Here is a 23,526-nt window from a genome sequence, read left to right on the forward strand (position 1 = left end):
TAACTATTTGAAATTTATGACTAATATTTATATCAGAAAATGTGAAGGGAAATTTGCTAAATAGCGAATTGTGGGCGATGCTTATTATACAACAACGAATAATAAGAAATTCAATATCTCTCCCGTTACCCTGCCAGGATGGCGGGGTTTTTATTGTCCGAAAGAAAATAATCATGCCTTTCGGACAATAGATACTTATTCTTCTACTGGTGGCTCGATGTCATCATCAAGAGAGTCTTCGATTTCCTGCGCTACCAATGCTGGAGCAAACCAAGAATCGAGACGGCTTCGAAGTGTGTCTACACCAAGGCCATTTTGCGATGAAAATGCATCGACGTAGACTTCTCCGCCAAAACCAATTGCGTCTTTTTTAATTTTTAGAACCTGTGCCTTTCTTGCTCCACTTTTAAGCTTATCCGCCTTTGTTAGGAGAACCTGTACTGGTATCTGACATTCTACAGCCCAGAATATCAGCTGCTGGTCCAAATCTTTCATTGGATGGCGGATATCCATTAATACGACTAATCCCTTGAGTGACTGTCTTTGCTGCAGGTATTCACCCAATGACTTTTGCCATTTCTTTTTCATCTCAATAGGAACTTGAGCGAATCCATACCCAGGTAAATCGACGATATTACATCCCGGCGCAACCTCAAATAAATTGATAAGTTGAGTTCGCCCCGGTGTTTTACTGGTTTTCGCTAGGCTTCTTTGATTTGTTAGCTTATTAAGTGAGCTAGATTTTCCCGCATTTGAGCGTCCTGCGAATGCGATCTCAATGCCTTCATCCGCTGGTAAATGGCGGATATCTGGTGCGCTGGTAATAAAGTGCGTGTTTTGATAATGAATTTTTACGCTCAAAATGGACTCCATCACGTGAATGCCGTGAACAGTATACTTAAAGACTATTGGCTCAATTATATCATGATGCTGGTTATAAGCTGGAAGTTTTATGCGCTTTAGATATAAAGAGAGCCTTTGCCACCATACTGATACAAATTAAATCTCTGCACATTATGTGAGATATCCACCATTTTGAAGATTTTCTATTCTATTTTTATTGTTATTAATTAACTGAAAAATAATGATATTTTAAACTTATTTGACAGTACGTGATCTGTGTCCTAGTCCAGCATCTTGTCCATTACAATTTTTAGCGTAAAGTACTTCTCCAGAAACGGAGCGACCACCCTGCATCTATCTATTTTTTATAGTATCGGGGGGAATGTTTAGTAGATAGGATATCTATTAGACAAGGATGGTTGACTTAGCCGCATGGATTCGGGACGTAAAGGACCAGGCTTGGGATGTGCTCTGAAACAGTGAAGTTTTCCAGGGAAAGCAAAACTCATCAGGATGATGACAAACAACATTCGCACGGAAAGCACCTAAAACAAATGGACACTTGTACACAATTCAGTTGTGTTACTCTTTTGGCACCAGTGCCAGATTTAGAAAGCGATAGAGGGCTCTATCGCTTTTTTTATACCCTGTTGTTGCAATATCGTTGAAAAAATCACCTTTTCCCCTCCACTCTAATCGCCATTTCTGGTATCTTGCGCTTCCCTTTACAAAGGAGAGTCTGATGTCTGATTGTCCACTATGTCATAGCGACCAAATACATCACTACCATACCGACAAAAGTCGGGAATATTGGCAATGTAAACGTTGTGAATTAGTGTTTGTTGGTTCCGACTATCTTTTACCGGAGAAGGACGAAAAATCTTTCTATGATTTACATGAAAACGATATTTATGATGAACGTTATCGTCGTTTTCTCTCTCGGGTTTATGAACCTATTTCTAATCGAGTCGCAGCAGATGCATCTGGGTTGGATTTTGGTTGTGGTCCGGGGCCCGCTTTAGCTCATATGTTTCAAGAAAGCGGGAAGCAGATGTCGCTGTACGACATATATTATTATCCCGATGTATCCTCATTAGAACGGCAGTATGATTTTATGGTATCTACTGAGGTCATCGAACATATTTTTGAACCAGACATTGTCTGGAAATCGTGGCTAAAATTAGTTAAGCCAGGTGGCTGGATTGGATTGATGACCAAACTAGTCAAAGATGTAGATGCATTTGCGACGTGGCACTATAAAAGCGATCTCACCCATGTGAGATTCTATAGTCGTAATACGTTCGAATATTTGGCAGAGCGGGATCAGCTCGAACTAGAGTTTATTGGCAACGATGTCATCTTATTTAAGGTTCCTGAATTATGAGTCGAAAAAAGAAAGCAAGATCAGCTGGAAACACTGATGTCATTGTAATACGTGAGCGTTCTACGTCAGATCAGTTGGGTCGTGACTTGAAGAAGCAGAAAAAAAGAAAAGGATTAAAGTCTGGCAGCCGTCATTCTCAAGAAGCCAAGCAAGAGGATATTTTAGGCCGTAAGGTGAAAGATCCGCGCATCGGCAGTAAGAAAAAAATCCCGTTGATTGTTGAAGCACCACAAAAATTGTCCAAACAACAGAAGCGTGAGAACGCAGAGAAAGAGTTGGACATGTTAGAAAATGACGCACAATTAAATGTCTTATTAGATCGCCTAGATAACGGTGATACGCTTGGTGAGGGTTTACAGAAATACGTCGATGAGAAGCTAGATCGCATTGAACAGTTAATGAAGCAGCTCGGTTTATTTGAAGAAGATTCGTCAGAGCAAGTGAATGATGAATCTCAGTCACAGAAAAAGGGCAAAGTTTCTTCAAACGATTCGGAAGATGACTTACTCTCAAGATTTGAAAACCTAGATGTAGATAATTTAGAAAAGTAAAAGGTGAGTTAGGATGAATGTAACTGTTTTAGCTGTAATTGGTGCAATTATTATTGTCGCATTGGCATCGTATGCTGCTTATCTTCTTCTTAAACTTAAGAAGCAGAAACAGTTACAGGCACAACAAATGAAACTTGCCATTCAGAAGCGTAATGCCAACATTTTTGAAAACGTTGAAACGCTTTGTAACGTCGGAATTCAGGGGCAATGTGATCTGTCAGAAATTAGTATCCGAGTCTACTGCATTATGGACTATGTTCAGGGCGAAGAACGGGTCGACTTTGATAAAACCTATCCGGCAATATCTGAGCTTTACCACGTGGTGAAAGACATGCCTCGTGGTGAAGAGCGTCAGGCGTTAGAGAAAAAAGAACGCATGCAGCAAAATATGCAGCGAATGAAAGCCGAAAGCCGTTTGAGTGACTCGATCGTGAGCGAGCTTAAAGAGCTTAAAGAAAATGTACGGCCACTTAATAATCAAATTGACATACAGATGGTGTAATTTTTCGATCAAATAGTGATCCAGATTGCACTTTCGACCTTATTTTTCCAACATTTGAGTTCTAAGTGACGTCTTTTTTTTTCGATATGGCAAAATAGTAACCAGTCGTAGTTTTTGTGGACAGTGAACAATGGTGTACAAATCGGAAAACAATGAGCAGATTGTTTGGGATCAGAAAATACTAGAAAAGTATAACTACTCTGGTCCACGCTACACATCCTATCCAACCGCAGTGGAGTTTCATGAAGCTTTTACCATTGCTGACTTTGATATGGCTTGTACTCAGTATCCTGAGCGTCCACTGTCTTTATACGTTCATATCCCTTTCTGTCACAAACTTTGCTATTACTGTGGCTGTAATAAAGTTGTTACGCGCCATAGTGAGAAAGCAGACGAATACCTCGATATTCTAGACTACGAAATTCGCCAAAGAGCGTCATTGATGTTTGGGCGCGAAGTGAATCAGCTCCATTTTGGTGGAGGTACCCCTACATTTCTAAATGTTGCTCAAATCAGCCGTCTGATGGCGCTGTTACGCCAGGAATTTCATTTTGCTGAGAATGCTGAAATTAGTATAGAAGTGGATCCACGCGAAATTGAAATTGACCTCCTTGAACATTTAAGAGAGGAAGGGTTCAATCGTCTGAGTATTGGTGTTCAGGACTTTAATAAAGAAGTTCAAAAACTGGTGAATCGTGAGCAGGACGAAGAATTTATCTTTGACTTGATGACAAAAGCACAGGAGCTTGGATTCCGTTCGACAAATATCGATTTGATTTACGGCCTACCTAAACAAACTGTGCAAAGTTTTTCTGAAACACTGGATCAAATCCTAAAGATTCGTCCTAGTCGACTGTCTATTTTTAATTATGCTCACATGCCGCAGCTATTTGCTGCCCAGAGAAAAATTAAAGACGAAGACTTACCTCAAGCTTCTGAAAAGATGGCGATTCTGCAAACGACGATAAAGAAACTGACATTAGCGGGTTATCAATTTATCGGCATGGACCATTTTGCCTTGCCTGATGATGAGCTGGCGATTGCTCAGCGTAATGGGGTATTGCATCGTAATTTCCAAGGCTACACTACTCATGGAGACAATGATCTTATTGGTTTTGGTGTGTCAGCAATATCTATGGTTGGTGATACTTACGCTCAGAATCAGAAAGATTTAAAAGCCTACTATGCACAGGTCAACGCTCAGCGTCATGCATTATGGAAAGGCTTATTGCTTGAAAAAGATGACCTCATTCGTCGTGAAGTTATTAAACAGCTTATCTGTAATTTCCGTCTTGATAAAAGAGCGATAGAGAGACAGTTTAGAGTCATATTTGAACGCTATTTCGCTGAGGATATTGGGCTATTAGAGCCATTCTTAAGTGACGAACTGGTGGTAGACGAAGGGAATTTACTCAGGGTAACACCGAAAGGTCGATTGCTTATTAGAAACATTTGCATGTGTTTTGATAAATATCTGCGCAGTAGGGCGCGCCAGCAGCAGTTTTCTAGAGTGATTTAACTTTCCTTTTCATGAGTATCAATAAAAAACCAAGCATAATTGCTTGGTTTTTTTAGATTTGGTCATGACTCCATAGAGCTATTGATCGGTAATTAGAGCTATCGCTTTCTTACTTACATTATGAGCATCTGCATGCTTATTCTGTTTCTCTAGAGCTGTTGAGAGATACCCATAGTCATTGACGCTTGGTCGAACCGCTAGCGCCAGTTCAAACTCTTCTTGAGCCTGAGCCCAGTTTTTCTGCTCTAGATAGATTCTACCTAATGCACTATGCGCTTCAGCATTATTGGCGTCTTTACGTAGTGAATTTTCCAACAAATGAATGGTCGATTTATCACTGGCAAGATTCAGTTCTGGCAACAACCCATAGAGTTCAGAATTTGGGTGTTTTTTGATGTGCTCTTTAATCAGGCGATAAGCTTCATCATCGGCGTTACGAGCCAGTAGTAAACGAACCAAGTGTCCACGAATGACACTAGAAGCACGAGCTGCTTTGGGTAGTTCATTCCAGCGATCAATCAGACCCTCAGTACCTCTTTGCTCAGACATTTCGGATAGCAGGCCACAGTAAGCTTGGTCGGTCAAATTTTGCAGTTCATATTCTGAGGCAGATTTTGTTTTTTTCAGATCTTCAATTAAACCTAAAAGAGCCTCCCATTTCCCCAGTTTCACGTAGATCACTTTAAGCAGTGATAGCAGAATTGGATTTTGTGGGTAGCTGTGAGCTACGCCGCTCAGTGACTGCTCGGCCAGAACATAGTCTTCAGACTGAACATATTGTTTTGCTCTTGTTAACTCGACTGCTAAATGTGCATCGTTCTGTTCAGCGGCCAATGCCAGATACTTATCGCGCTTATTATTGTCTCCTTGCTCAAGTGCAGCTTGAGCCGCAACTAAGTAGCATAAGACGGGGGTATCGTGGTGCTTTGCCCAACGAGTGACTTTTTGCTCGGCTTGTTTCCAATCGCCTTCCATCAATTTCAGGATACCTTCATTTGTCAGGCGGCGAGAGCGCTTAAGCTTACGAATACTAAACCAATTCCATGTATCTGAGCTTGCTCTTAGCAGGCGCTTAATAATGAATTCAACGATAAACAAGGCGGCTAACGCTAGCACAACGAATATGACCAGTGTTGTGACACTCATTTCTATTGTTTTGTTGGCAACAGAAATAAGGACATACCCTTGTTCGCCTGCATACTCTGTTCCGGCGTATAAACCTAATCCAAGAACGATAAATAGAAAGACTATTCGAATCATTCTTTATCCTCCTTGATTAAGCTGGTTACCTGACGACGTAAACGTTGACTGATTACATCGGTAAGTTGAGTCTGAGATTTCAATTTTACAGGGTATGTCACTTCAATATTTTGCTTGCTTAGTGAAAGCAGTGCCTTATTAAATTCAGCAACACCATTGTCACTTTGGTTCAAATACGATGTTGACCACTTATTGGCCGTTTCTAAGGAGGTTGTATAAATTTCCTGTTGCTCATCATAGACCGCTTTGATCGCTGTCTCTATCTTCATTTTCAGGTTTTCTCTGAGGAAGAAGTGCTGTTCTGGTGACAGTAGAGGAATAGCATTACCATCACGGGTGCGGAAAGTAATGAACTTATCGGCAAAGTTTTTAGCGGAAGTCAGTAAATTGGTACGCCAATTATTGACATCACCAGTGACTTCTTCTTTTTTCTGCTCTACGGCTTCTGGCAGAATTGCGTTAGCGAGTGGTAGTTGGTCAACTTGCTGAGAAAGACTGGTTAAACGAAGTACCAGTCCATCTTTATCGATTAGAGGAATCGCTTTAAGTGTTGTGATGTCTTCAGCCATCAATTTTCGAAGAGGAACTAAACTAGGGTCATTGAGGGCAGCGATACGTTGATCGGCACTTTCCATGAGTTGAGTTGCGCTTTCAGGATCGTGCTCGAGGAACAGTTTTCTACCCGCCAATTTTACCAGGTAATCCGATTCAGCTAACAGCCAGTCATTAGGTCTTCTTCCTTTGACTTCGGCTAAAGCCAACTGAAGGCTTTCGATACTCTTATGCTGTTGAGCGACTTCTGTTTCTGTTTTATTTACCGCGTTATCAGCGATACTTTGCGCTTGTTTTAATGAAGCATCCAGTTGCTGTTTTAACTGTTGTTGAGTTTGCTGAAGTTCACTCTGCAGAGATGAGATTTGAGACTGATAATGCTGCTGAGTATAAGCGACGATGCCGCCACTAAGGATAATAGAAATAACGATGGCCAGGCTCGCGAGTTTTACACCTTTCTTAGATTGCTTCTGTAATTGCTGATATTCAGCAGCAAGCGGTGATTGCTCCGTTGTTGTCGAGGTCTGATTTTTAGTCGCATCCTCTTGGGGATGTTTCTGATCCTTATTATTTGTCTCTGGCGTTGTGTTGTTGGTTGTCATTAAGTATTCCTATCACTTTCGGCTGAATGGCAGCCATTAAATCGAAATTGTTGGCGCTACCGACAACAATGGTATTCTGAAATCCAATTCCTTTTGCCACTTGCGCTATTCGTTCACTTGGAACGAAGACAGACAAGCCTACCATCCAGGCATGGAGCTGCCCGGGTATCTTATTAACGAAAAAGCGTAGTTGTTCTTCACTGGTAAAAACAATGTGGTCAACATCCTGATCTTGCCACTGAGGTACCATAACACTCGCTTCAAATGGAATAAATGCTCGACGATAGACTTCGCAATATTCTACCTTAGCGCCACGTTTGATTAATTGATCTGCCAAGTATTCTCGGCCACCGTTTCCTCTCAATATGACGATATTCTGTTGATTAACATCGTTAAGTAACGGATGTGACAACAGGTTCTCACTATCTCCGTGTGCTGGATAGTCTACCTGTTGTTGCGATAATTTTCTTAAAAGTCGTGCGGTTTTTTGACCAATGGCAAGATATCGAGACGTTTGCGGCCAGTTGCAGGCGTTTTCATTTAACCATTGTTGTGTATAGAGCGCTGCTGGTTGGCTAACTGCGATGATGATATCTGCTTGAGGAAGGACGTGACCTAAATTAGGGCTTTCTTGAGCTTGAAACTCAATCAGCGGAAGATAGCTAGTCGCTATTCCCTGATTTTGAAGGAGAGAGCAGAGCTCCTCTCCTTGTGGATTTGGTCGAGTAACAAGAACAGTCACGTCATACCTTTATTCATAGAGCGCAGTTAGAATTTCTTTCGCACCTTTAGAAAGTAATTCTTCTGCCAATGCTTTTCCGAGTGTTTCGGCTTCTGTACGAGGTCCCCGAATCTCTCCCTGTACAACCTTTGCCCCGTCGGGTTGACCAACTAAAGCTCGTAGCCAAAGTGTGTCACCCTCTAACTCAGAGTAACTGCCGATAGGAACCTGACAGCCACCTTCAAGCGTATTATTCATTGCTCTTTCGCATAGAACGCGATCGACCGTATCCTGATGGTTGAGTGGCTTAAGGAGTTCAATCAGTCTTTCATCATCAAGTCGACATTCAATGCCGACAGCTCCTTGACCAACTGCAGGCAGAGATTCTTCAGGAGTAAGGCGTGATTTGATACGTTCTACAAGACCTAATCTCTTTAAGCCTGCTGAAGCCAGTATGATTGCATCAAATTCACCTGCATCCAGCTTACCTAGTCGGGTTCCAACATTACCACGCAGATCTTTAATAATCAGGTCTGGACGTCTTGCTTTCAGCTGGCATTGTCGACGTAGACTACAAGTGCCTACTGTCGCGCCTTCTGGTAGCTCATCGACATTGTTGTATAGATTGGAAACGAAAGCATCAGTTGGATCTTCTCGCTCACATATAGTGACCAGCCCAAGACCAGAAGGGAATTCAACCGGAACATCTTTCATTGAATGGACCGCGAGATCGGCTCTACCGTCGAGCATAGCCTGTTCAAGCTCTTTAACAAACAGCCCTTTACCGCCGACTTTCGCTAGTGGAGTATCAAGAATAATATCACCCTTGGTCACCATGGTGACAAGCTCTACCTCAAGGCCTGGATGAGCTTCTTGTAATTTTGCTTTTACAAATTCTGCTTGCCAAAGCGCAAGAGGGCTTTTACGGGTTGCAATTTTGATTGGGGCTGTCTGTGTCATGTGATAATAATTTCTTGATGAATTTGACTATATCCTACCATTCAAACCGCTTACGACAGAAGTTATTCGAAATAACAAATTTGATTCCATGCAAAATGTGAGTTATCGACTAAAATAGTGTGATATGGATCTTGTTTATGAAATGAGCCATTATTAATCAGGGCAGTGAAATAAGAAACTATAGGCCCTTTAACAAAAGGTGTGATGAGTTGCCCCAAATGAGTGAATTGTAACTTGGAATTTGCTTTACGATGGTGCTTAAAAAATGTTAAACTGATCACGTTTTGATGGTTATTTCGAGTAAACTGTAATCAATTCTTACAGTTACATTTCAATCAAGGAATATCCCTTGCAAGCATACACGCAAATTTTAATTCAGAGACTAGACAACCTAAACAGGCAACGGACTGATCGTGCGCTTGCTGTTATGGATTTGCAAAGTCAGCGTGTATTCCGTCTTATTCCCAGTCTGTTCCATTTTAATCACCCATTAATTCCTGGTTATTTTGATGCCGAAGCGCCGTGTGGTGTTTGGGGATTTGAGCCTGAGGAAGTTCAGCAGCAGTTTATTGATGATATGGAGTTGACCTTAGGTCATCATCTTACGTCTTCTGCACAGCCTCAGATTCAGGCTCTTTATACTATGGGTAGTACATCGTCTATTGGGCAAAGTACTTCTAGTGATCTGGATATTTGGGTATGTATCTGTTCTTCAATGTCTGAATTGGACAGAGAAAGACTGAACAATAAGTGTGCATTGATAACGGACTGGGCTAAAACACAAGGTGTTGAAGCTAATTTCTTCTTGATGGACGAAGAACGTTTTCGCCATAACTTATCGGAAGAGATGACAGGTGATAACTGTGGTTCGTCACAACATCTTTTGTTACTCGATGAATTCTATCGTTCTGCAGTACGCTTAGCGGGTAAACGCTTGTTATGGCAAATTGTTCCTCCTGAAATGGAAGGCTGCTACGACGAATACGTTACGGAGCTGTGCAGTAAAGATTATATTGATTGCAGTGACTGGATTGACTTCGGCCGTTTGAATCATATTCCGGCTGAAGAATACTTTGGCGCGAGTCTATGGCAACTGTATAAAAGTATCGACTCTCCTTATAAGTCGGTATTAAAAGCGATTCTGCTTGAAGCTTATTCGTGGGAATATCCTCATACACAGCTGTTAAGTATTGATACAAAACGCCGCTTTTTTACGCATGAACCCGATCTCTATAGTATGGATGCGTATTATCTGATGCTGGAAAAGGTGACTCTGTATCTAGAGCGCATCGGAGATACTGAGAGACTTGATCTGGTTAGGCGCTGTTTCTATCTAAAAACACACGAAAAATTGTCGCGTCAACCTGGGCCAGGTTCAGTGGCATGGCGTCGAGAAGCGTTGGGTGATCTCTTGTCAAAATGGCAATGGGATACCGATACGATTGAAAGTCTCGACAATCGCCGTAACTGGAAAGTGGAACAGGTTAAAGTGATGCATACGCGTCTTCTGGATGCATTGATGCAGAGCTACCGTAACTTAATTCAGTTCGCTCGTCGTAACGATATAACCTCTTCAATCAGCCCTCAAGATATCTCGATCTTAGCGCGTAAACTGTATGCTGCGTTTGAAGTTCTTCCTGGTAAAGTTACCTTACTCAATCCACAAATCTCTCCTGATTTGCATGAACCTGATCTGACTTTTATTGAGGTTCGTAAAGGCCGCAGTAATCCTGCCGGCTGGTATCTTTTCAAAGCACCTATCGAGCCAAGCAAAATGTTCAGGCAAAAGTATCTTGAGCAGAACGAGTACTTAAGTAAAATCGTTGCGTGGGCATTTTTTAATGGCTTGATCACTGAATCGACTCGTCTGCATGCAATAGTTCGTGATGCTCACCTGGATATCGATAAGTTTTATCAGATGGTTAGTGACTTGAGAAATACGTTTTCGATGCACAAAAGCCGTCCGACAATGCAGGCATTGGGTAGTCCTTGTGAAATTCGCCAGTTAGCAATGTTTATCAATTTTGAAAATGATCCCACAATGGAGCTGGAAAGCCGGACGCTTAAAGTGGATCTGAAAAATGTTGATATGCTGAGTTTTGGTGAAGAGTCACGTTGCCTGATAGGAAGTGTCGATTTGGTGTATAGGAACTCTTGGCAAGAAGTTCGAACGCTTCACTTTCGTGGTGAGACAGCCATGCTGGAGGCATTGAAAACCGTTCTGTGTAAGATGCACCAAGATGCGATCCCCCCTGAGTCAGTTGACGTATTTTGCTACAGTCAGAACCTACGTGGTGTGATGAGAAATGCCGTGTACCAGCTACTTGCTGAGTGCATCGACTTACGTCTTAAACCTGTTGAACAGCAGCGTCGACGCCGATTTAAAGCTCTACGGATTGCAGATCAGATGTATGGTCTCTTTTTTGAGCGCCGCGGTGTGTCAGTGCAAAAGCTAGAGAACTCGGTCGACTTCTATCGTAGTATTTCGACGAATAAACTGACTGGCTCTCCATTGTTGATGTTAGATAAAGAGCAAGACTACCATTTACCTGATGTTATTGACGGTTTTGCGAGCGAAGGTCTGATCCAGTTCTTCTTCGAAGATGGTGAGAAAGGATTTAATATTTACGTATTGGACGAATCTAATCGTGTTGAAGTCTATCATCAGTTCCGTGGCAGCAAAGATGAGATGATTGCTAACGTAAATACGTTCTATACCTCGGTTAAACACGATAATACTGTCGCGTCTAAATTTATTAACTTCAATCTGCCACAGTACTATCAAATCGTGAAGGCTGAGGACGGTTCAAGCTACGTCGCTCCTTACCGAAGCGACTCATCATCAAGCCCTCGTCCTGGTGAGGTTGTTAACGCATAGTTGTAAAACTTGTGCTGTTTATTCCCACTCAATCTCTTCGTCTGCGTGTTTTTGGCATTCGTCTTTAACTAACTGCAAAAACTCTTTTTCTGTTTTAGAGCAAATCCATTTTTCATCTTTAAGCTGGAAATGAAATCCTCCTGATTTTGATGCTAGCCAGATTTCATGCATTGGCTCTTGACGGTTAATGACAATCTGACTGCGATCTTCAAATTCCAAAGTCATGACATTGCCCGTCACTTCGTAGTCAATATCCGCGCCGGAATCATCGATCAATTCCTCTAGTGTACTAAATTGAATATCCACAAGTTGATGAAATTCGGTATCGTTCATCTGAAAGTCCTATTGCTTTTCCTGAGTGTGATGCGATTATAGGGGGCATTGATTTAATAATCACGTATATGAAAATGAAAAAGGTTATCACTGCACTTTTTATGCTAAGCATGCTAGCTTTATCTGGGTGTGGCCAGACAGGCCCATTGTATATGCCCAAAGACTCGCCACAAAGCGAACAAACACAACCATAACAATTGATGATTTTTTAAAGGATAAATATTTTGGATTATTTTAATTATCAGGACGATGGCCAGCTTTGGGCAGAGAACGTCAATTTAAGCCAACTTGCTGAGCAGCACGGAACGCCTCTTTACGTTTATTCACGTGCCACTTTAGAGCGTCACTGGAAAGCGTTTGACCAAGCTGTTGCAGATCACCCGCACTTAATTTGTTATGCCGTTAAAGCAAACTCTAACATTGGTGTGCTAAACACATTAGCCAGACTCGGTTCCGGCTTTGATATCGTCTCTGTTGGTGAATTAGAGCGTGTTATCGCCGCTGGTGGCGATCCAGCGAAAGTGGTTTTTTCTGGTGTTGCGAAAACGGACTCTGAAATTCAGCGTGCGTTGGAACTTAATATTAAGTGTTTTAATGTTGAGTCCGAGCCTGAATTAGAGCGCATCAATAAGGTGGCAGGTAAATTAGGGGTTAAGGCGCCTATCTCACTGCGTATTAATCCAGATGTTGATGCTAAAACACACCCTTATATTTCAACTGGATTACGCGACAATAAATTCGGTATTTCTTATGAACGTGCGCCTGAAGTATACGAACTTGCTAATTCATTAGAGCACTTAAATGTTAAGGGAATTGATTGTCATATTGGTTCTCAGCTCACCGAAATTACTCCGTTTATTGATGCTGTTGATCGCCTTTTAGTATTGATTGATAAGCTAAAAGCGATCGGTATTCAGGTTAAGCATCTTGATGTCGGCGGTGGCTTAGGCGTAACGTATAACGGTGAAACACCACCACAACCTGCCGAGTATGCGAAAGCGTTGATGTCGCGTCTCGAGAATCATCAGGATCTGGAATTGGTGTTTGAACCTGGTCGAGCTATTGCTGCTAATGCGGGTGTACTTCTTACTAAAGTTGAGTTCCTAAAACACACTCAATATAAGAACTTTGCTATCATTGATGCAGCAATGAATGACTTAATGCGTCCGGCGTTATATCAGGCGTGGCAGGCTATTATTCCTGTTTCTCCACGTAAAGGTGATGCTAAAACGTATGATTTAGTTGGTCCTATTTGTGAAACTGGTGACTGGTTAGGTAAAGATCGTGAGTTGGTTTTGGAAGAAGGCGATTTATTGGCGGTTCGTTCTGCCGGAGCGTACGGTTTCTCAATGTCGTCGAACTATAACTCTCGCACTCGTGCTGCAGAAATCATGGTTGACGGTGACAAGCATTATGTTGTTCGTAAGAGAGAAGAATTGTCCAGTCTGTGGGCGTTAGAGAGCGTGCTTCCGGAGTAATTACGTATATGCATTTTCACTTTTCTAAAATGCATGGTTTGGGTAACGATTTCATGGTCGTTGACTGTATTACCCAAAACATCTTTTTTTCACCTGAGTTGATCCGACGTATGTCGGATCGACATACTGGTGTTGGCTTTGACCAGCTACTTGTGGTCGAAGCTCCCTATGATCCTGAAACTGATTTTCACTATCGTATCTTCAATGCTGATGGCAGTGAAGTCGAGCAGTGTGGCAATGGTGCCCGTTGTTTCGCGCGCTTTGTCAGAATGAAAGGATTGACCAATAAATACAGCATCAATGTGAGCACTAAGAAAGGCAAGATGGTACTCAACGTTGAAGAGAATGACTTTATAACGGTCAACATGGGTGTGCCTGAATTTGAACCAAGCAAAATTCCATTTAAGGCTAAGCAGTTTGAAAAAACGTACATCATGCGTGCCGGTGATGCTACGCTGTTCTGTGGGGCAGTGAGTATGGGCAACCCGCACGTGGTAACCGTTGTTGATGATGTAGATACGGCTGATGTAGAAACATTGGGGCCTTTACTTGAGTCTCATGAACGCTTCCCTGAACGTGTGAATGCTGGCTTCATGCAAATTGTTAGTCGTGATGAAGTTCGTCTCAGAGTCTATGAGCGTGGAGCTGGAGAGACGCAGGCCTGTGGTAGCGGTGCTTGCGGTGCTGTCGCAGTAGGCATTACTCAAGGGCTGTTAAACGAATCCGTCAAGGTCCATTTGCCCGGTGGTGAATTAAAAATTCGTTGGAACGGACCGGGTAAGCCACTGTTCATGACTGGTCCTGCGGCTCATATTTATGATGGTCAACTTTCTTGTTAGATTAGGAATCTCGTGTCACAAACAGAAACCATAATGCTAACTCCAGATATGATTGAACAATATCTGCGAGAACATCCCGATTTTTTCCAACATCGACCTGAAATGGTCGATAAACTCGCTTTACCAAGAGATGAAGGTGCAGTATCTCTTGTGCATCTGCAGCTGAACCGCCAGCGACAAAGAATTGAAGAGTTAGAAGAAGAAATTACGACTCTAATGTCTCTGGCTGCGGCTAATGACAGAACGTTTCATGCTTTTATGTCGTTGCAGGACTCGATATTACAAAAAGCTTGTGTTGTCGATGTCATAAAAGCGATTGCTAGTACGGCGACGGAGTTAGGGCTTCGCAGTTATGTTCGTTTTCTTGGTGCACCTGAAATTTCCTATCAAATAGACCCTGTTAATTGGCAACGTATCGCAACTAACCATTTTAATGGTAAACAAGCTTTTCTTGGCAGATTAAAGCGTGTTGATCGAGATGCTTTGTTTGGTGAAGCCGCACGTGCACCTGAGTTTGGCTCTTATGCTGTGTTACCATTATCAACCGATATTGGTCATGGTATTTTGGCTTTCTCTAGTGAAGATGGTGGTCATTTTCAGCCTTGTATGGATACGCTGTTTTTGCGCCACTTATCCGTTGTGTTAACTCATTTAATTAATACACTTCCCTGGCGAGGTGTGTAATATGAGTCAGGTTCACGAAGAGCTACCCTCCAGTTTAAGTAACCCGTTAGTGGCTTTTTATGAGTACCTTCGTAGTGAAAAAGGGTTGAGTTTATATACCCAACGTAACTACAAGCAGCACCTCGAAGCGATGGCAGAACAACTTGTTGATCTCAAAGTATTATCCTGGGAAAAAGTGGATGCTGCTTGGGTTAGACAGCTGACGGGAAAAATGATGCGTAAAGGGATGAAAGCGAGCAGTATTGCTACTCATCTTTCTTCTCTTCGTAGCTTTTTTGATTTTCTTATCCTTAGAGGCATTTTGGCAGCGAACCCAGCAAAAGGAGTGTCTGCGCCTAAGAAACAACGTCCATTGCCCAAAAACCTTGATGTTGATGAAGTCGCACAGTTACTTGAAGTAAAGGACGATGATCCGCTCGCTATCCGCGATAGAGCCATGATGGAACTAATGTATGGCGCTGGTTTGCGTTTAGCCGAGTTAGTCAGTATCAATGTTAAGGATATCAGTGTTAGTCGCGGTGAAATTCGCGTAATTGGTAAAGGCGACAAAGAGCGCAAAGTCCCTTTTTCTGGTATGGCTCGTGAGTGGGTTGCCCGATGGATGAAAGTCCGTGGACAATTTGCCAATGGTGATGAGTCTGCTCTCTTTGTTTCTCAGCGTGGAATACGTATCTCTCATCGTAATGTGCAGAAACGGATGGCTGAATGGGGGCAAAAACAAGCAGTGAATAGTCATATTAGCCCGCACAAGCTACGCCATTCTTTTGCAACACATGTGCTTGAATCGAGTAATAATCTTCGTGCAGTGCAAGAGTTACTTGGGCATGAAAATATCTCGACTACACAAATCTACACCCACCTCGATTTTCAGCACCTAGCTCAGGTGTATGATCAGGCTCACCCAAGAGCGAAGAAAAAACATAAGGACTAACTAATATGCATTTTTTCCGTCGGTTGCCTGAGATTAAGGCGATGACCTTCGACCTTGATGACACCCTGTATAACAATCGTCCCGTTATTCAGTATTTAGAGCAGCAATTTCGGCAGTGGATGGGACAGAACCATCCCGTGACCAATAATCAGCCTGAAGGCTGGTGGCTTGCAGTGAAAAAAGAAGTGGCTATCAAGTTTCCTGATTTAATTCATGATGTCACTCTTTGGCGCCATAAACAGGTTGAAACAGGGTTAATGTCGTTAGGATACGGGCGCGAGCAAGCGGTAGAAGCTGCGGATTCAGCGATTGCTGAAACCCTCCGATTACGCAATCTCATTGATGTTCCTGAAGAGACGCATCAAGTGTTATCGAAATTAGCGGATCATCTGCCTTTGATTGCGATATCTAACGGTAATGCCAATCCTTCAGTCATAGGCCTCGATACTTATTTTCAGGCGACATTAAGAGCGGGTCCGGATGGCCGAGCAAAACCGTATCCTGATATGTTTACTACGGCAGTTAATACGCTTGGTTTAAATCCATCCTCTATTTTACATGTTGGCGATCATGGAAGAACGGACGTTCTGGGTGCCATCAACTATGGTTTAAGTGCTTGTTGGTTTAACGATCAGCGGTACAACGCGAGGACTTTCTCTAAGCTCAAGGTATTACCAGATATCGAGATCCAACGTTTGGAGGAACTACTGGTATTGCTACGTTAATTAATCTTCTTTTCTCTTATGACCACTTTTATCTGCCAGCAATGACTGGGTAAATTCAGATAGAAAGTGGGTCAATGCATCGGCATCTTCTTTTTGGTTAACTTCCTTTAGCATTTCAGCCACTACTTCCATGGTGCACAGTGCGTTTGCTTTTTGATTACGCCGCAGAGTAAATTGTGATTCCCGTTTGGGAGAAAGCTGTACGCGAGGCAATTCCTGCAGCCAAGGTGTTTTATTGAGCATCTTTTGCGCCTCCTGCCAGGTGCTATCTAGTAAGATAAAATAAGGCTCTTTCTCTGCTTGGCGCGACTGGTTAAAAGCTTGATTCACCGTGATGCTGTGCTCACCAGGGTAAAGCAAGAAAGGTAATAAGCTATCGTTATCTAAATGCGCCTGCAGGGCAGGTTCGATACTTTTTCGTTGCCAGATATGAATATCCGCATTCTCGATTGAACGGGCTACAAACCGTCCGGTATTGGTTTCGCGTAAAATCTCTCTTTCATGAGTAAGCAAAGAGAGTTGTAGTTCGCTTCGTATTTCAGGGATTGCGTTACAAATACACTGATATTTGAGCCCACATTGTGGGCAGGCACTGTTAACGGTCATTAATGACTTTCCTTAAATAAGGATAAACCGCCCTGAGAGATTGGGTAGAGCTTGTTGCCTACTTTTTCTTTATCGGTAAATAACGTTTTGCCTCGGACCGTGAATACTCGCTCTGTAACTAAATACTGCTGTTGGTGCAAAGTCATGATCACTTGTATTTTGTCATCGCTGAGTTTCTGCCAGAAACCTTGCTCGACAAGGGACGGTTCGCCATTAGAGTAGCTGTAGCGAGTCTCCGCTGAGTGGTCTCTGTTGAGTGTTAACGATGTGGAAAGGTCGCTGGTAGTCGATTGCGCTGAATACGTCCCGATATACTGAGATGATGCATCATAATTACTCAACTTAGCACAGCCCTGATAGGTATCACTATCTAGAGTCAGTGATGCTAACCAGCCATAAAGCGTATCTGAGTTTTTGGGCTGGCACTCGATGGCCTTCATTTTCAACTGACCATTGCTGAATTGATAGTTCCGCTGTTCTGCTGATATTTGCTTGTTGGTCAGATCAAATGCTTTTACGGGGGCGTTACCCGTTTGGATCAACAATTGGTTATGACTGATTGCAGCTTTCCAATTTGGCTCTGTGCCTAACGCCATGGTGTTATCTGTTGTACTGGAACATTGTCCGACTTGATTACTGTCTATAGTGTTGAAGCGCAGCACATGGAGTTTTGCCCGGTAATCGGCGTTATAGCCAGTCTGACTAGGAATCGTAAGATAACCAATGACCTCGGCATAGACTGGTTCATAACTTTTCTGAGTCTGACTCAATGCGCTTTTATATTGCTCGTCAGAAATCTGCAGCTGAAATTGGGCCTGACTACCACATGGTGTAAATAGTCGGGTTTGTGCTCCAATTGTTGCGGTTCCTCGTAGGATTGTGGGCTCAATCTTACTCAGCGGTTGCTCTGAACTCGTTTTACTGGGGCTGGATGTACAGCCTTGCAGTAAAGCTACTGCCAACAGAGGTATTAGAAATTTCGATCTCTTCATGTTATATCTGACGCATTCAGGATTAATAACTGTGTGATTCATTATGGCATATTGGTTGTTTAAAACAGAGCCCGATACTTTTTCGATTAATACTCTTCGTACTCAAGGACAATCGTGTTGGGAAGGCGTTAGAAATTATCAGGCGCGTAATATGTTGCGTGATGAGGTGAAAGAAGGCGATCTTGTCTTTATTTATCACTCTTCATGTAAAAAGGTCGGGGTTGCTGGTATTGCTAAAGTGTTAAAGGAAGCTTATCCGGATCACTTCGCTTTTGATGAAAGTAGTGAATACTATGATGCAAAATCCAGCCAGGATAATCCCCGTTGGGTCATGGTTGATGTTGAGTTTGTCCGTAAACTAGACCGAGTTATTCCATTATCTGTAATGAAAAGTATGCCAGAGCTACAGGATTTACCCTTAGTTAAAAGAGGGAACCGACTTTCTATCATGCCGGTATCTGAGACTGAGTGGGACGCAATCCTAAGTAAAGAATATCTATAAAAAAGCCCGGTTTGATACCGGGCTTTCAAACCGCTGAATTACATTGCGTAATCAAGTGTTAGGAAATAGGTTCTTCCAACAATATTTTCCGAATAGTCTTGGTCATCATCTTCAAGATTTTTATCGAGAACATTGTTTACACCAGCCTTAACTGTAAATTGATTGTTGATGCGGTAGCTACCGCCAACATCGACGATTGTGTACGGATCGTACCAGATGTTGTTGTAATTCTCCGCATAGCTCATACCATACTGTTTACCAGTATAATTAACACCTGTATAGAGAGATAAATCATCTGTAGCAACCCAGTTTAAGGTTGTATTGATTAGCCAACGTGGGTTATTTTCAAGTTCACTATTATCTTCGGTATTGATAGCGCGTGTATAAGTAGCATTAGATTTTAGATATAAGCTATCGGTAATATCGAATGAACCTTCTAGCTCAACACCTCGAGTTTCGACGTCGTCAGTAATATTTTTATAAGTGATGTAACCGCTTGAACGAGTTGATGTATCACGGTCGATCATGTTTTCAACTTGGTTGAAGAATACGGTTGCTTGAACGTTCCATGATTGAGCGTTATAAGCAGCAGAAAATTCATAGCTTTTTGATTCTTCTGGTTTTAGATCTGGATTACCAGTTAAAGTACATGTGCCACCACAACTTACTATACCGAACTGTTCGGAAGATTGATAAATGGTTGGTGCTTTAAACCCTTCAGCATAACCCCCCTTCAGTGTTAGGTTGTCGGTTGCGCTGTAGACCAAATATGCACGAGGGGTAAACTTGCTGCCAAATTGACTGTGGTGATTTAAACGTCCACTTAAGGTTGCCGTCAGGTCATCGGTAATACCGATTTGATCTTGCAGATAGTAGCCTGTTTTAGTTACAGATGGTGTTCCGTCATAATCACGATCGATTGAAATAGATGTGTACTCAAGATTCATACCTGTAGTAATGGTCTGTTGATCTATCGCGGTCACGGCTACTCGAGCATCTAAGTTATGATTCTGCTGCTCGGCGTTGGCAATAGTAAGCAGAGAGTTAGAGTTATCGACATAAACTTTCGAATTCTCATATAGATAGTCGACAGTGTCTGTACCCCAATCCCATGTTCCTTCATGACCCAGCGAGGCATTAAACTTCTTACTGTTATAGATATCGTCATCCGAGGTATCGTATTTGTCTGAATCCGGGAATGTGCGATCGTCTTTAAGATACCCTAAGCCAAAATTAACCGTATTATCTTCGTTAGCTAACCATGTTAGCTGGGTATTGATACCCTGGCGTTTTTGTTGAGCATTACCCGTAAAATTGTTGTCGTTCTGAATATTGTCAGGGAACCATTTATCTTGTTGGCTAGCTTCGATCGATGTGGTGTAAAGCAGTTTACCCGGTACAGCTGCACCGCTCAGGAAAGCGTTGGCTTTTTTCAAAGTACCATCGCCTTCTTCTGGCTGAGAATAACTCACACTGGCGTTCACCTGAGTATCTTCAGTTGGTTTTTTCAGAATAACGTTAACGACACCACCGATGGCATCACTACCATAAAGTGCTGACATCGGACCGCGAATAACTTCAATATGATCAATGGCGCTCATAGGGATACTGGAAAAGTCGAAGCCAGCACCACGGATCAAGGTTTCTGAAGAGTTGATGCGCTTACCATTAACTAATAACAGCGTATAGTTATCATGGCTAGAAGCGTCATTCTTTAAGCCGCGAATTACAATTCTAGGCTCACTAGACATATCTTTCGAAACATAAACCCCAGCGACACCTTGCAGTACGGTTGCAACATCGGTCGCCGGAATGCGGTTAATTTCTTCGTTGGTGACAACGCTCACAGATGCGGGAGCATCTTTTAACGAAGTTTCATTGGTTGTCGCGGTTACAACAACGACATCTGAAGTATCTGATTTCGATGTAGTATCCGCATCATCAGCCGCAATAGCTGAATTTGCAGCAAGAGCGAGTGCCACTGCGCAGCTCAAATTTAGCAATTTCATACTTATCCCTTAATAGAGGTTATTTTTTATTTTGGTTAAACAAAGTTATGAGTCCATTTGCCAGCATGACGCGCCAACTGAAGTAGTCATGTCCGCTAGCAACTTCTGCGAAATCAACGTGATATCCTTTGTTTTTTAATATGTTATAAAGATGTCGATTGGTTTCGAGAATATTGGAGAATGCGGGTTTGGTTTCGAATAGGCCCGCATTCATATAAATATCGATGGCCTTATGTGGCGCCGCTTCAAATTGGTCAGCCACCCAGTTATGCAGTTGTGCACCGGGTTTTTTCTGGGCATCGGGAGACCACCAAAATGAGCCTGATTGACTGAGAACTTTGCCAAACTGATCGGGATGTTTGAATGCGATATACATTGAGGAAAGACCACCGAAGCTTGATCCTGTGAGAATGGTATTTTCCGCATTTGGGCAAATGTTATGAGCTTTGCATAACCAGGGTTTAAATTCCGTTGCTAGAAAATGGGAGTAAGCGTTATTTGGCGTGAGTTCTTTGGCTCTTAAACTCGGTGTCGGAGTATTAATAAACACCGCTCTCATTGGCGGTACTTTTCCGGCTGCGATTAAATTATCCAGAATCGTTGGTGTGGGAACCTTGGTTAGGTAATCATCACCATCAAATACGATGAGAAGAGGTGCTCCTGCACTTACGTGATAATGATGACTTGGTTGGTAAATACTGATCTTGCGAGTGTTATTCAGTGTTGTACTCGTATAGCGATAGTCGGTTACCAGACCTTTGGGATTTCCAAGAGAACGTGTGTAGTGATCACTGGGCGCTTTATCTAATGTAACAGTTGAAGCCGCACCAAAAAGGTCATCATGCTGGCTAAATAATTCTGAATGGTTCAAGGGGTCGGGTTGTGTCGTTGCGAGTACAGCTCGGCGTTGTTCGGTCCAGTCATCTTGATCAATTTGCGGCACATTGGGTGCCACACGATAGGAAAAGCGAGTGTCTTCCGGGACTTCGTAAGTTTTGTACCAGATGGTACTGCCCTCGATTAACGAAAGATGGATGTGACCATCATAGGGCGCCCCTAATATTCTGACGTTATTTGCTTTACCGTGATAGAGAAAAGTAAGTAAGACATTTCCATCCTCTGATTTTTCTAATAGAGGGGTTCCTTTTTTCTGAATCACTTCCCAGAAATGCTCTTCCGCTAACGGCAGCCCTTGCTCGATTTTTTGTTTTGTTTCAATTAGTAGGGGGCTAGTTAACTCCTGCTTAGGAGAAACAAACTGACTGTTCTTTAGCGGTAATGTATGTAAATCGAATTTGATGTGGGTCTGCTTATCCAATTCAGGCTGGATATGGAAGGTGTATTCACCACGATCGGGTACAAACCAGAATACCTCGGCTTCTGTCTCACCGGATGAAATTAGGGTCTTCTCAATTTTTCCATTGGCATTTGTTATAACAAGGCTTTGCAGTGGCTTATCACTGGATATGATGCCACGGTAATACTCTGGAGCAGATACTGAAAGTTCCACAGTCTCGCTGTGGTCAGTATTGATCTCTTTCGTAAAAACAGAAGCATTAGCTGCGATTGATTGTGCCAGCGTTATCATAGCCATGGTTAAACCTGAGATTCCTTTCATTTATTTGTAAACCTAACTGATAATTATTATTAATATCATTTGTATTTGATCGGAATTATACAGATGGGCGAGTAGAGGTAAAGAAAAATTCATGAGAAAAGAGGTGGAATCTGTATGGTTATTAGAGGCGTCGGCTATATTTACCGACGCGATTATTAATTCTTTCAGTTAGTTATCTAAAGTGGCGCCACCATCAACTCGCAGATCATGCAAAGTGATATGATTTGCAGCATCTGACATAAGAAACAGAATGGTTTGTACAATATCTTCAGGTTCTGCAATTTTTTTAAGAGGAATACCAAGCCGATATTGTTCTGCATTGCCTTCGATAACCTGTTGCTCTCCATAATGTTCGTTCCATAACTGCATTTGCATTGAGGTACGCGTGGAGCCAGGACTGACAATATTGCAGCGGATACCAAACTCAGATAATTCCATACCAAAGCACTTTACGAGCATATGCAGCGCCGCTTTTGATGCCGCGTAGGCACCCATGTTCGCTCGTGGCGTGTTGGCAGCATTAGAGCCAATGACCACAATATTTCCTTTCCTTTGGGCTTTCATATGCTGACCTAGTTGTTGCAGCAAAGTCGTCGCACCAAATACATTGACGGAGAAGGTATCGGTTATGGTGGATGTTGGGGCGGTTAAAATAGGATTTAAATGCAGAATGCCAGCGCAGTGTACCAATTGGTCAATCTTGCCTACCTCTTCAATCCAATCAGGAACTTCGGAAACAATATGGTCGCAACGCATCAGGTCTAACTCTTTGAGTCGTAGCTTTTCTGGGGAGGTAAGCTGTAACTCATGGGTTGCGTCTTTAAGGAGAGATATGTCTCGATCAGTTGCTATTACTGAAGCTCCACAACCTAGTAGTTGCTTTAGGGTTGCCAGACCGATCCCTTGAGATGCGCCAGTTAAAAGGATTTGTTGATTAGATAGATCTATCGTCATGAAATGCACCATTGTTTTTGTATAAACAGGAGAATAATTTGTGATCCTTATTCCTTCTGATATAACATTAACACAAATAACAA

23 protein-coding genes are annotated in these 23,526 nt (G+C 42.4%); 12 read left to right on the forward strand and 11 right to left on the reverse strand.

The window, feature by feature from the left end:
* Positions 1 to 195: 195 nt before the first annotated feature.
* The gene (yihA, locus tag EES38_RS19105; RefSeq protein WP_124938818.1) at positions 196 to 861 is read right to left on the reverse strand and encodes a ribosome biogenesis GTP-binding protein YihA/YsxC; all 666 of its coding nucleotides are present in this window, start codon (positions 859 to 861) and stop codon (positions 196 to 198) included.
* Between the two features lie 724 nt (positions 862 to 1,585).
* Here yihA and EES38_RS19110 point away from each other — a divergent pair.
* The 4 genes from EES38_RS19110 to hemN all read left to right on the forward strand — a co-directional run bounded on the left by EES38_RS19110 (position 1,586) and on the right by hemN (position 4,799).
* Positions 1,586 to 2,227 carry a class I SAM-dependent methyltransferase gene (locus EES38_RS19110; RefSeq protein ID WP_124938819.1) on the forward strand — a complete coding sequence of 214 codons (642 nt, stop codon included), beginning with the start codon at positions 1,586 to 1,588 and terminating at the stop codon, positions 2,225 to 2,227.
* Positions 2,224 to 2,778 carry a Der GTPase-activating protein YihI gene (yihI, locus tag EES38_RS19115; RefSeq protein WP_124938820.1) on the forward strand — a complete coding sequence of 185 codons (555 nt, stop codon included), beginning with the start codon at positions 2,224 to 2,226 and terminating at the stop codon, positions 2,776 to 2,778. The genes EES38_RS19110 and yihI overlap by 4 nt, the downstream gene beginning before the upstream one ends.
* 13 nt (positions 2,779 to 2,791) lie before the next feature.
* Positions 2,792 to 3,280: a DUF2489 domain-containing protein gene (locus EES38_RS19120; protein WP_124938821.1), complete on the forward strand. Its 489-nt coding sequence runs from the start codon at positions 2,792 to 2,794 to the stop codon at positions 3,278 to 3,280.
* A 130-nt stretch (positions 3,281 to 3,410) separates the two neighbouring features.
* Positions 3,411 to 4,799 (forward strand): oxygen-independent coproporphyrinogen III oxidase, encoded by a 1,389-nt coding sequence (gene hemN / locus EES38_RS19125; RefSeq protein ID WP_124938822.1) that lies wholly within the window; start codon positions 3,411 to 3,413, stop codon positions 4,797 to 4,799.
* Between the two features lie 78 nt (positions 4,800 to 4,877).
* Here hemN and EES38_RS19130 read toward each other — a convergent pair whose 3' ends face one another.
* From EES38_RS19130 to hemC, 4 genes are read right to left on the reverse strand one after another with little or no spacing between them, the layout of a single operon-like run.
* Entirely contained in the window at positions 4,878 to 6,059 is a 1,182-nt protein-coding gene (locus EES38_RS19130) for a heme biosynthesis protein HemY (RefSeq protein WP_124938823.1), read from the reverse strand.
* Positions 6,056 to 7,213: a uroporphyrinogen-III C-methyltransferase gene (locus tag EES38_RS19135; protein ID WP_124938824.1), complete on the reverse strand. Its 1,158-nt coding sequence runs from the start codon at positions 7,211 to 7,213 to the stop codon at positions 6,056 to 6,058. Before EES38_RS19135 ends, EES38_RS19130 begins: the two co-directional genes overlap by 4 nt.
* Positions 7,179 to 7,955, reverse strand: a complete 777-nt coding sequence (locus tag EES38_RS19140) for a uroporphyrinogen-III synthase (protein ID WP_124938825.1) — start codon at positions 7,953 to 7,955, stop codon at positions 7,179 to 7,181. Before EES38_RS19140 ends, EES38_RS19135 begins: the two co-directional genes overlap by 35 nt.
* Before the next feature lie 9 nt (positions 7,956 to 7,964).
* Positions 7,965 to 8,894, reverse strand: a complete 930-nt coding sequence (hemC, locus tag EES38_RS19145; RefSeq protein WP_124938826.1) for a hydroxymethylbilane synthase — start codon at positions 8,892 to 8,894, stop codon at positions 7,965 to 7,967.
* A gap of 349 nt (positions 8,895 to 9,243) precedes the next feature.
* Here hemC and EES38_RS19150 point away from each other — a divergent pair, with 349 nt between their 5' ends.
* Entirely contained in the window at positions 9,244 to 11,772 is a 2,529-nt protein-coding gene (locus tag EES38_RS19150; protein ID WP_124938827.1) for a class I adenylate cyclase, read from the forward strand.
* 18 nt (positions 11,773 to 11,790) lie between these two features.
* Here EES38_RS19150 and cyaY read toward each other — a convergent pair whose 3' ends face one another.
* On the reverse strand, positions 11,791 to 12,105 hold the full coding sequence (gene cyaY, locus EES38_RS19155) for an iron donor protein CyaY (protein ID WP_124938828.1): 315 nt from the start codon (positions 12,103 to 12,105) through the stop codon (positions 11,791 to 11,793).
* Positions 12,106 to 12,179: 74 nt separating this feature from the next.
* Here cyaY and lptM point away from each other — a divergent pair, with 74 nt between their 5' ends.
* From lptM to yigB, 6 genes are read left to right on the forward strand one after another with little or no spacing between them, the layout of a single operon-like run.
* Positions 12,180 to 12,299, forward strand: coding sequence for an LPS translocon maturation chaperone LptM (gene lptM, locus EES38_RS22955; protein WP_439333278.1), 120 nt, complete (start codon positions 12,180 to 12,182; stop codon positions 12,297 to 12,299).
* 30 nt (positions 12,300 to 12,329) lie between these two features.
* Positions 12,330 to 13,583 (forward strand): diaminopimelate decarboxylase, encoded by a 1,254-nt coding sequence (gene lysA, locus EES38_RS19165; RefSeq protein WP_124938829.1) that lies wholly within the window; start codon positions 12,330 to 12,332, stop codon positions 13,581 to 13,583.
* Between the two features lie 8 nt (positions 13,584 to 13,591).
* Complete coding sequence (dapF, locus tag EES38_RS19170; protein ID WP_124938830.1) at positions 13,592 to 14,422, forward strand: diaminopimelate epimerase; 831 nt, start codon at positions 13,592 to 13,594, stop codon at positions 14,420 to 14,422.
* Positions 14,423 to 14,434: 12 nt separating this feature from the next.
* Positions 14,435 to 15,106, forward strand: a complete 672-nt coding sequence (locus EES38_RS19175) for a DUF484 family protein (protein ID WP_166434306.1) — start codon at positions 14,435 to 14,437, stop codon at positions 15,104 to 15,106.
* A 1-nt stretch (position 15,107) separates the two neighbouring features.
* Positions 15,108 to 16,037 carry a tyrosine recombinase XerC gene (gene xerC / locus EES38_RS19180; RefSeq protein WP_124938831.1) on the forward strand — a complete coding sequence of 310 codons (930 nt, stop codon included), beginning with the start codon at positions 15,108 to 15,110 and terminating at the stop codon, positions 16,035 to 16,037.
* A gap of 5 nt (positions 16,038 to 16,042) precedes the next feature.
* Positions 16,043 to 16,762, forward strand: coding sequence for a 5-amino-6-(5-phospho-D-ribitylamino)uracil phosphatase YigB (gene yigB / locus EES38_RS19185; protein WP_124938832.1), 720 nt, complete (start codon positions 16,043 to 16,045; stop codon positions 16,760 to 16,762).
* Here the strand turns inward: yigB and EES38_RS19190 are convergent, their stop codons facing one another.
* Together EES38_RS19190 and EES38_RS19195 are read right to left on the reverse strand one after the other, a co-directional pair.
* Positions 16,763 to 17,368, reverse strand: a complete 606-nt coding sequence (locus EES38_RS19190; RefSeq protein ID WP_124938833.1) for a tRNA-uridine aminocarboxypropyltransferase — start codon at positions 17,366 to 17,368, stop codon at positions 16,763 to 16,765.
* Positions 17,368 to 18,360 (reverse strand): COG3650 family protein, encoded by a 993-nt coding sequence (locus EES38_RS19195; RefSeq protein ID WP_124938834.1) that lies wholly within the window; start codon positions 18,358 to 18,360, stop codon positions 17,368 to 17,370. Before EES38_RS19195 ends, EES38_RS19190 begins: the two co-directional genes overlap by 1 nt.
* A 43-nt stretch (positions 18,361 to 18,403) precedes the next feature.
* Here EES38_RS19195 and EES38_RS19200 point away from each other — a divergent pair, with 43 nt between their 5' ends.
* Positions 18,404 to 18,862 (forward strand): EVE domain-containing protein, encoded by a 459-nt coding sequence (locus EES38_RS19200; RefSeq protein WP_124938835.1) that lies wholly within the window; start codon positions 18,404 to 18,406, stop codon positions 18,860 to 18,862.
* Positions 18,863 to 18,900: 38 nt separating this feature from the next.
* Here the strand turns inward: EES38_RS19200 and EES38_RS19205 are convergent, their stop codons facing one another.
* The 3 genes from EES38_RS19205 to EES38_RS19215 form a co-directional block, all read right to left on the reverse strand.
* A complete protein-coding gene (locus tag EES38_RS19205; RefSeq protein WP_124938836.1) occupies positions 18,901 to 20,871 on the reverse strand; it encodes a TonB-dependent receptor domain-containing protein in 1,971 nt (656 codons plus the stop codon).
* A 19-nt stretch (positions 20,872 to 20,890) separates the two neighbouring features.
* Positions 20,891 to 22,489 carry an alpha/beta hydrolase gene (locus EES38_RS19210; protein ID WP_124938837.1) on the reverse strand — a complete coding sequence of 533 codons (1,599 nt, stop codon included), beginning with the start codon at positions 22,487 to 22,489 and terminating at the stop codon, positions 20,891 to 20,893.
* 168 nt (positions 22,490 to 22,657) lie between these two features.
* Entirely contained in the window at positions 22,658 to 23,443 is a 786-nt protein-coding gene (locus EES38_RS19215) for a 2,3-dihydro-2,3-dihydroxybenzoate dehydrogenase (RefSeq protein WP_124938838.1), read from the reverse strand.
* Between the last annotated feature and the right edge of the window lie 83 nt (positions 23,444 to 23,526).

It is taken from the genome of Vibrio viridaestus, assembly GCF_003856525.1.
Lineage (GTDB): Bacteria > Pseudomonadota > Gammaproteobacteria > Enterobacterales > Vibrionaceae > Vibrio > Vibrio viridaestus.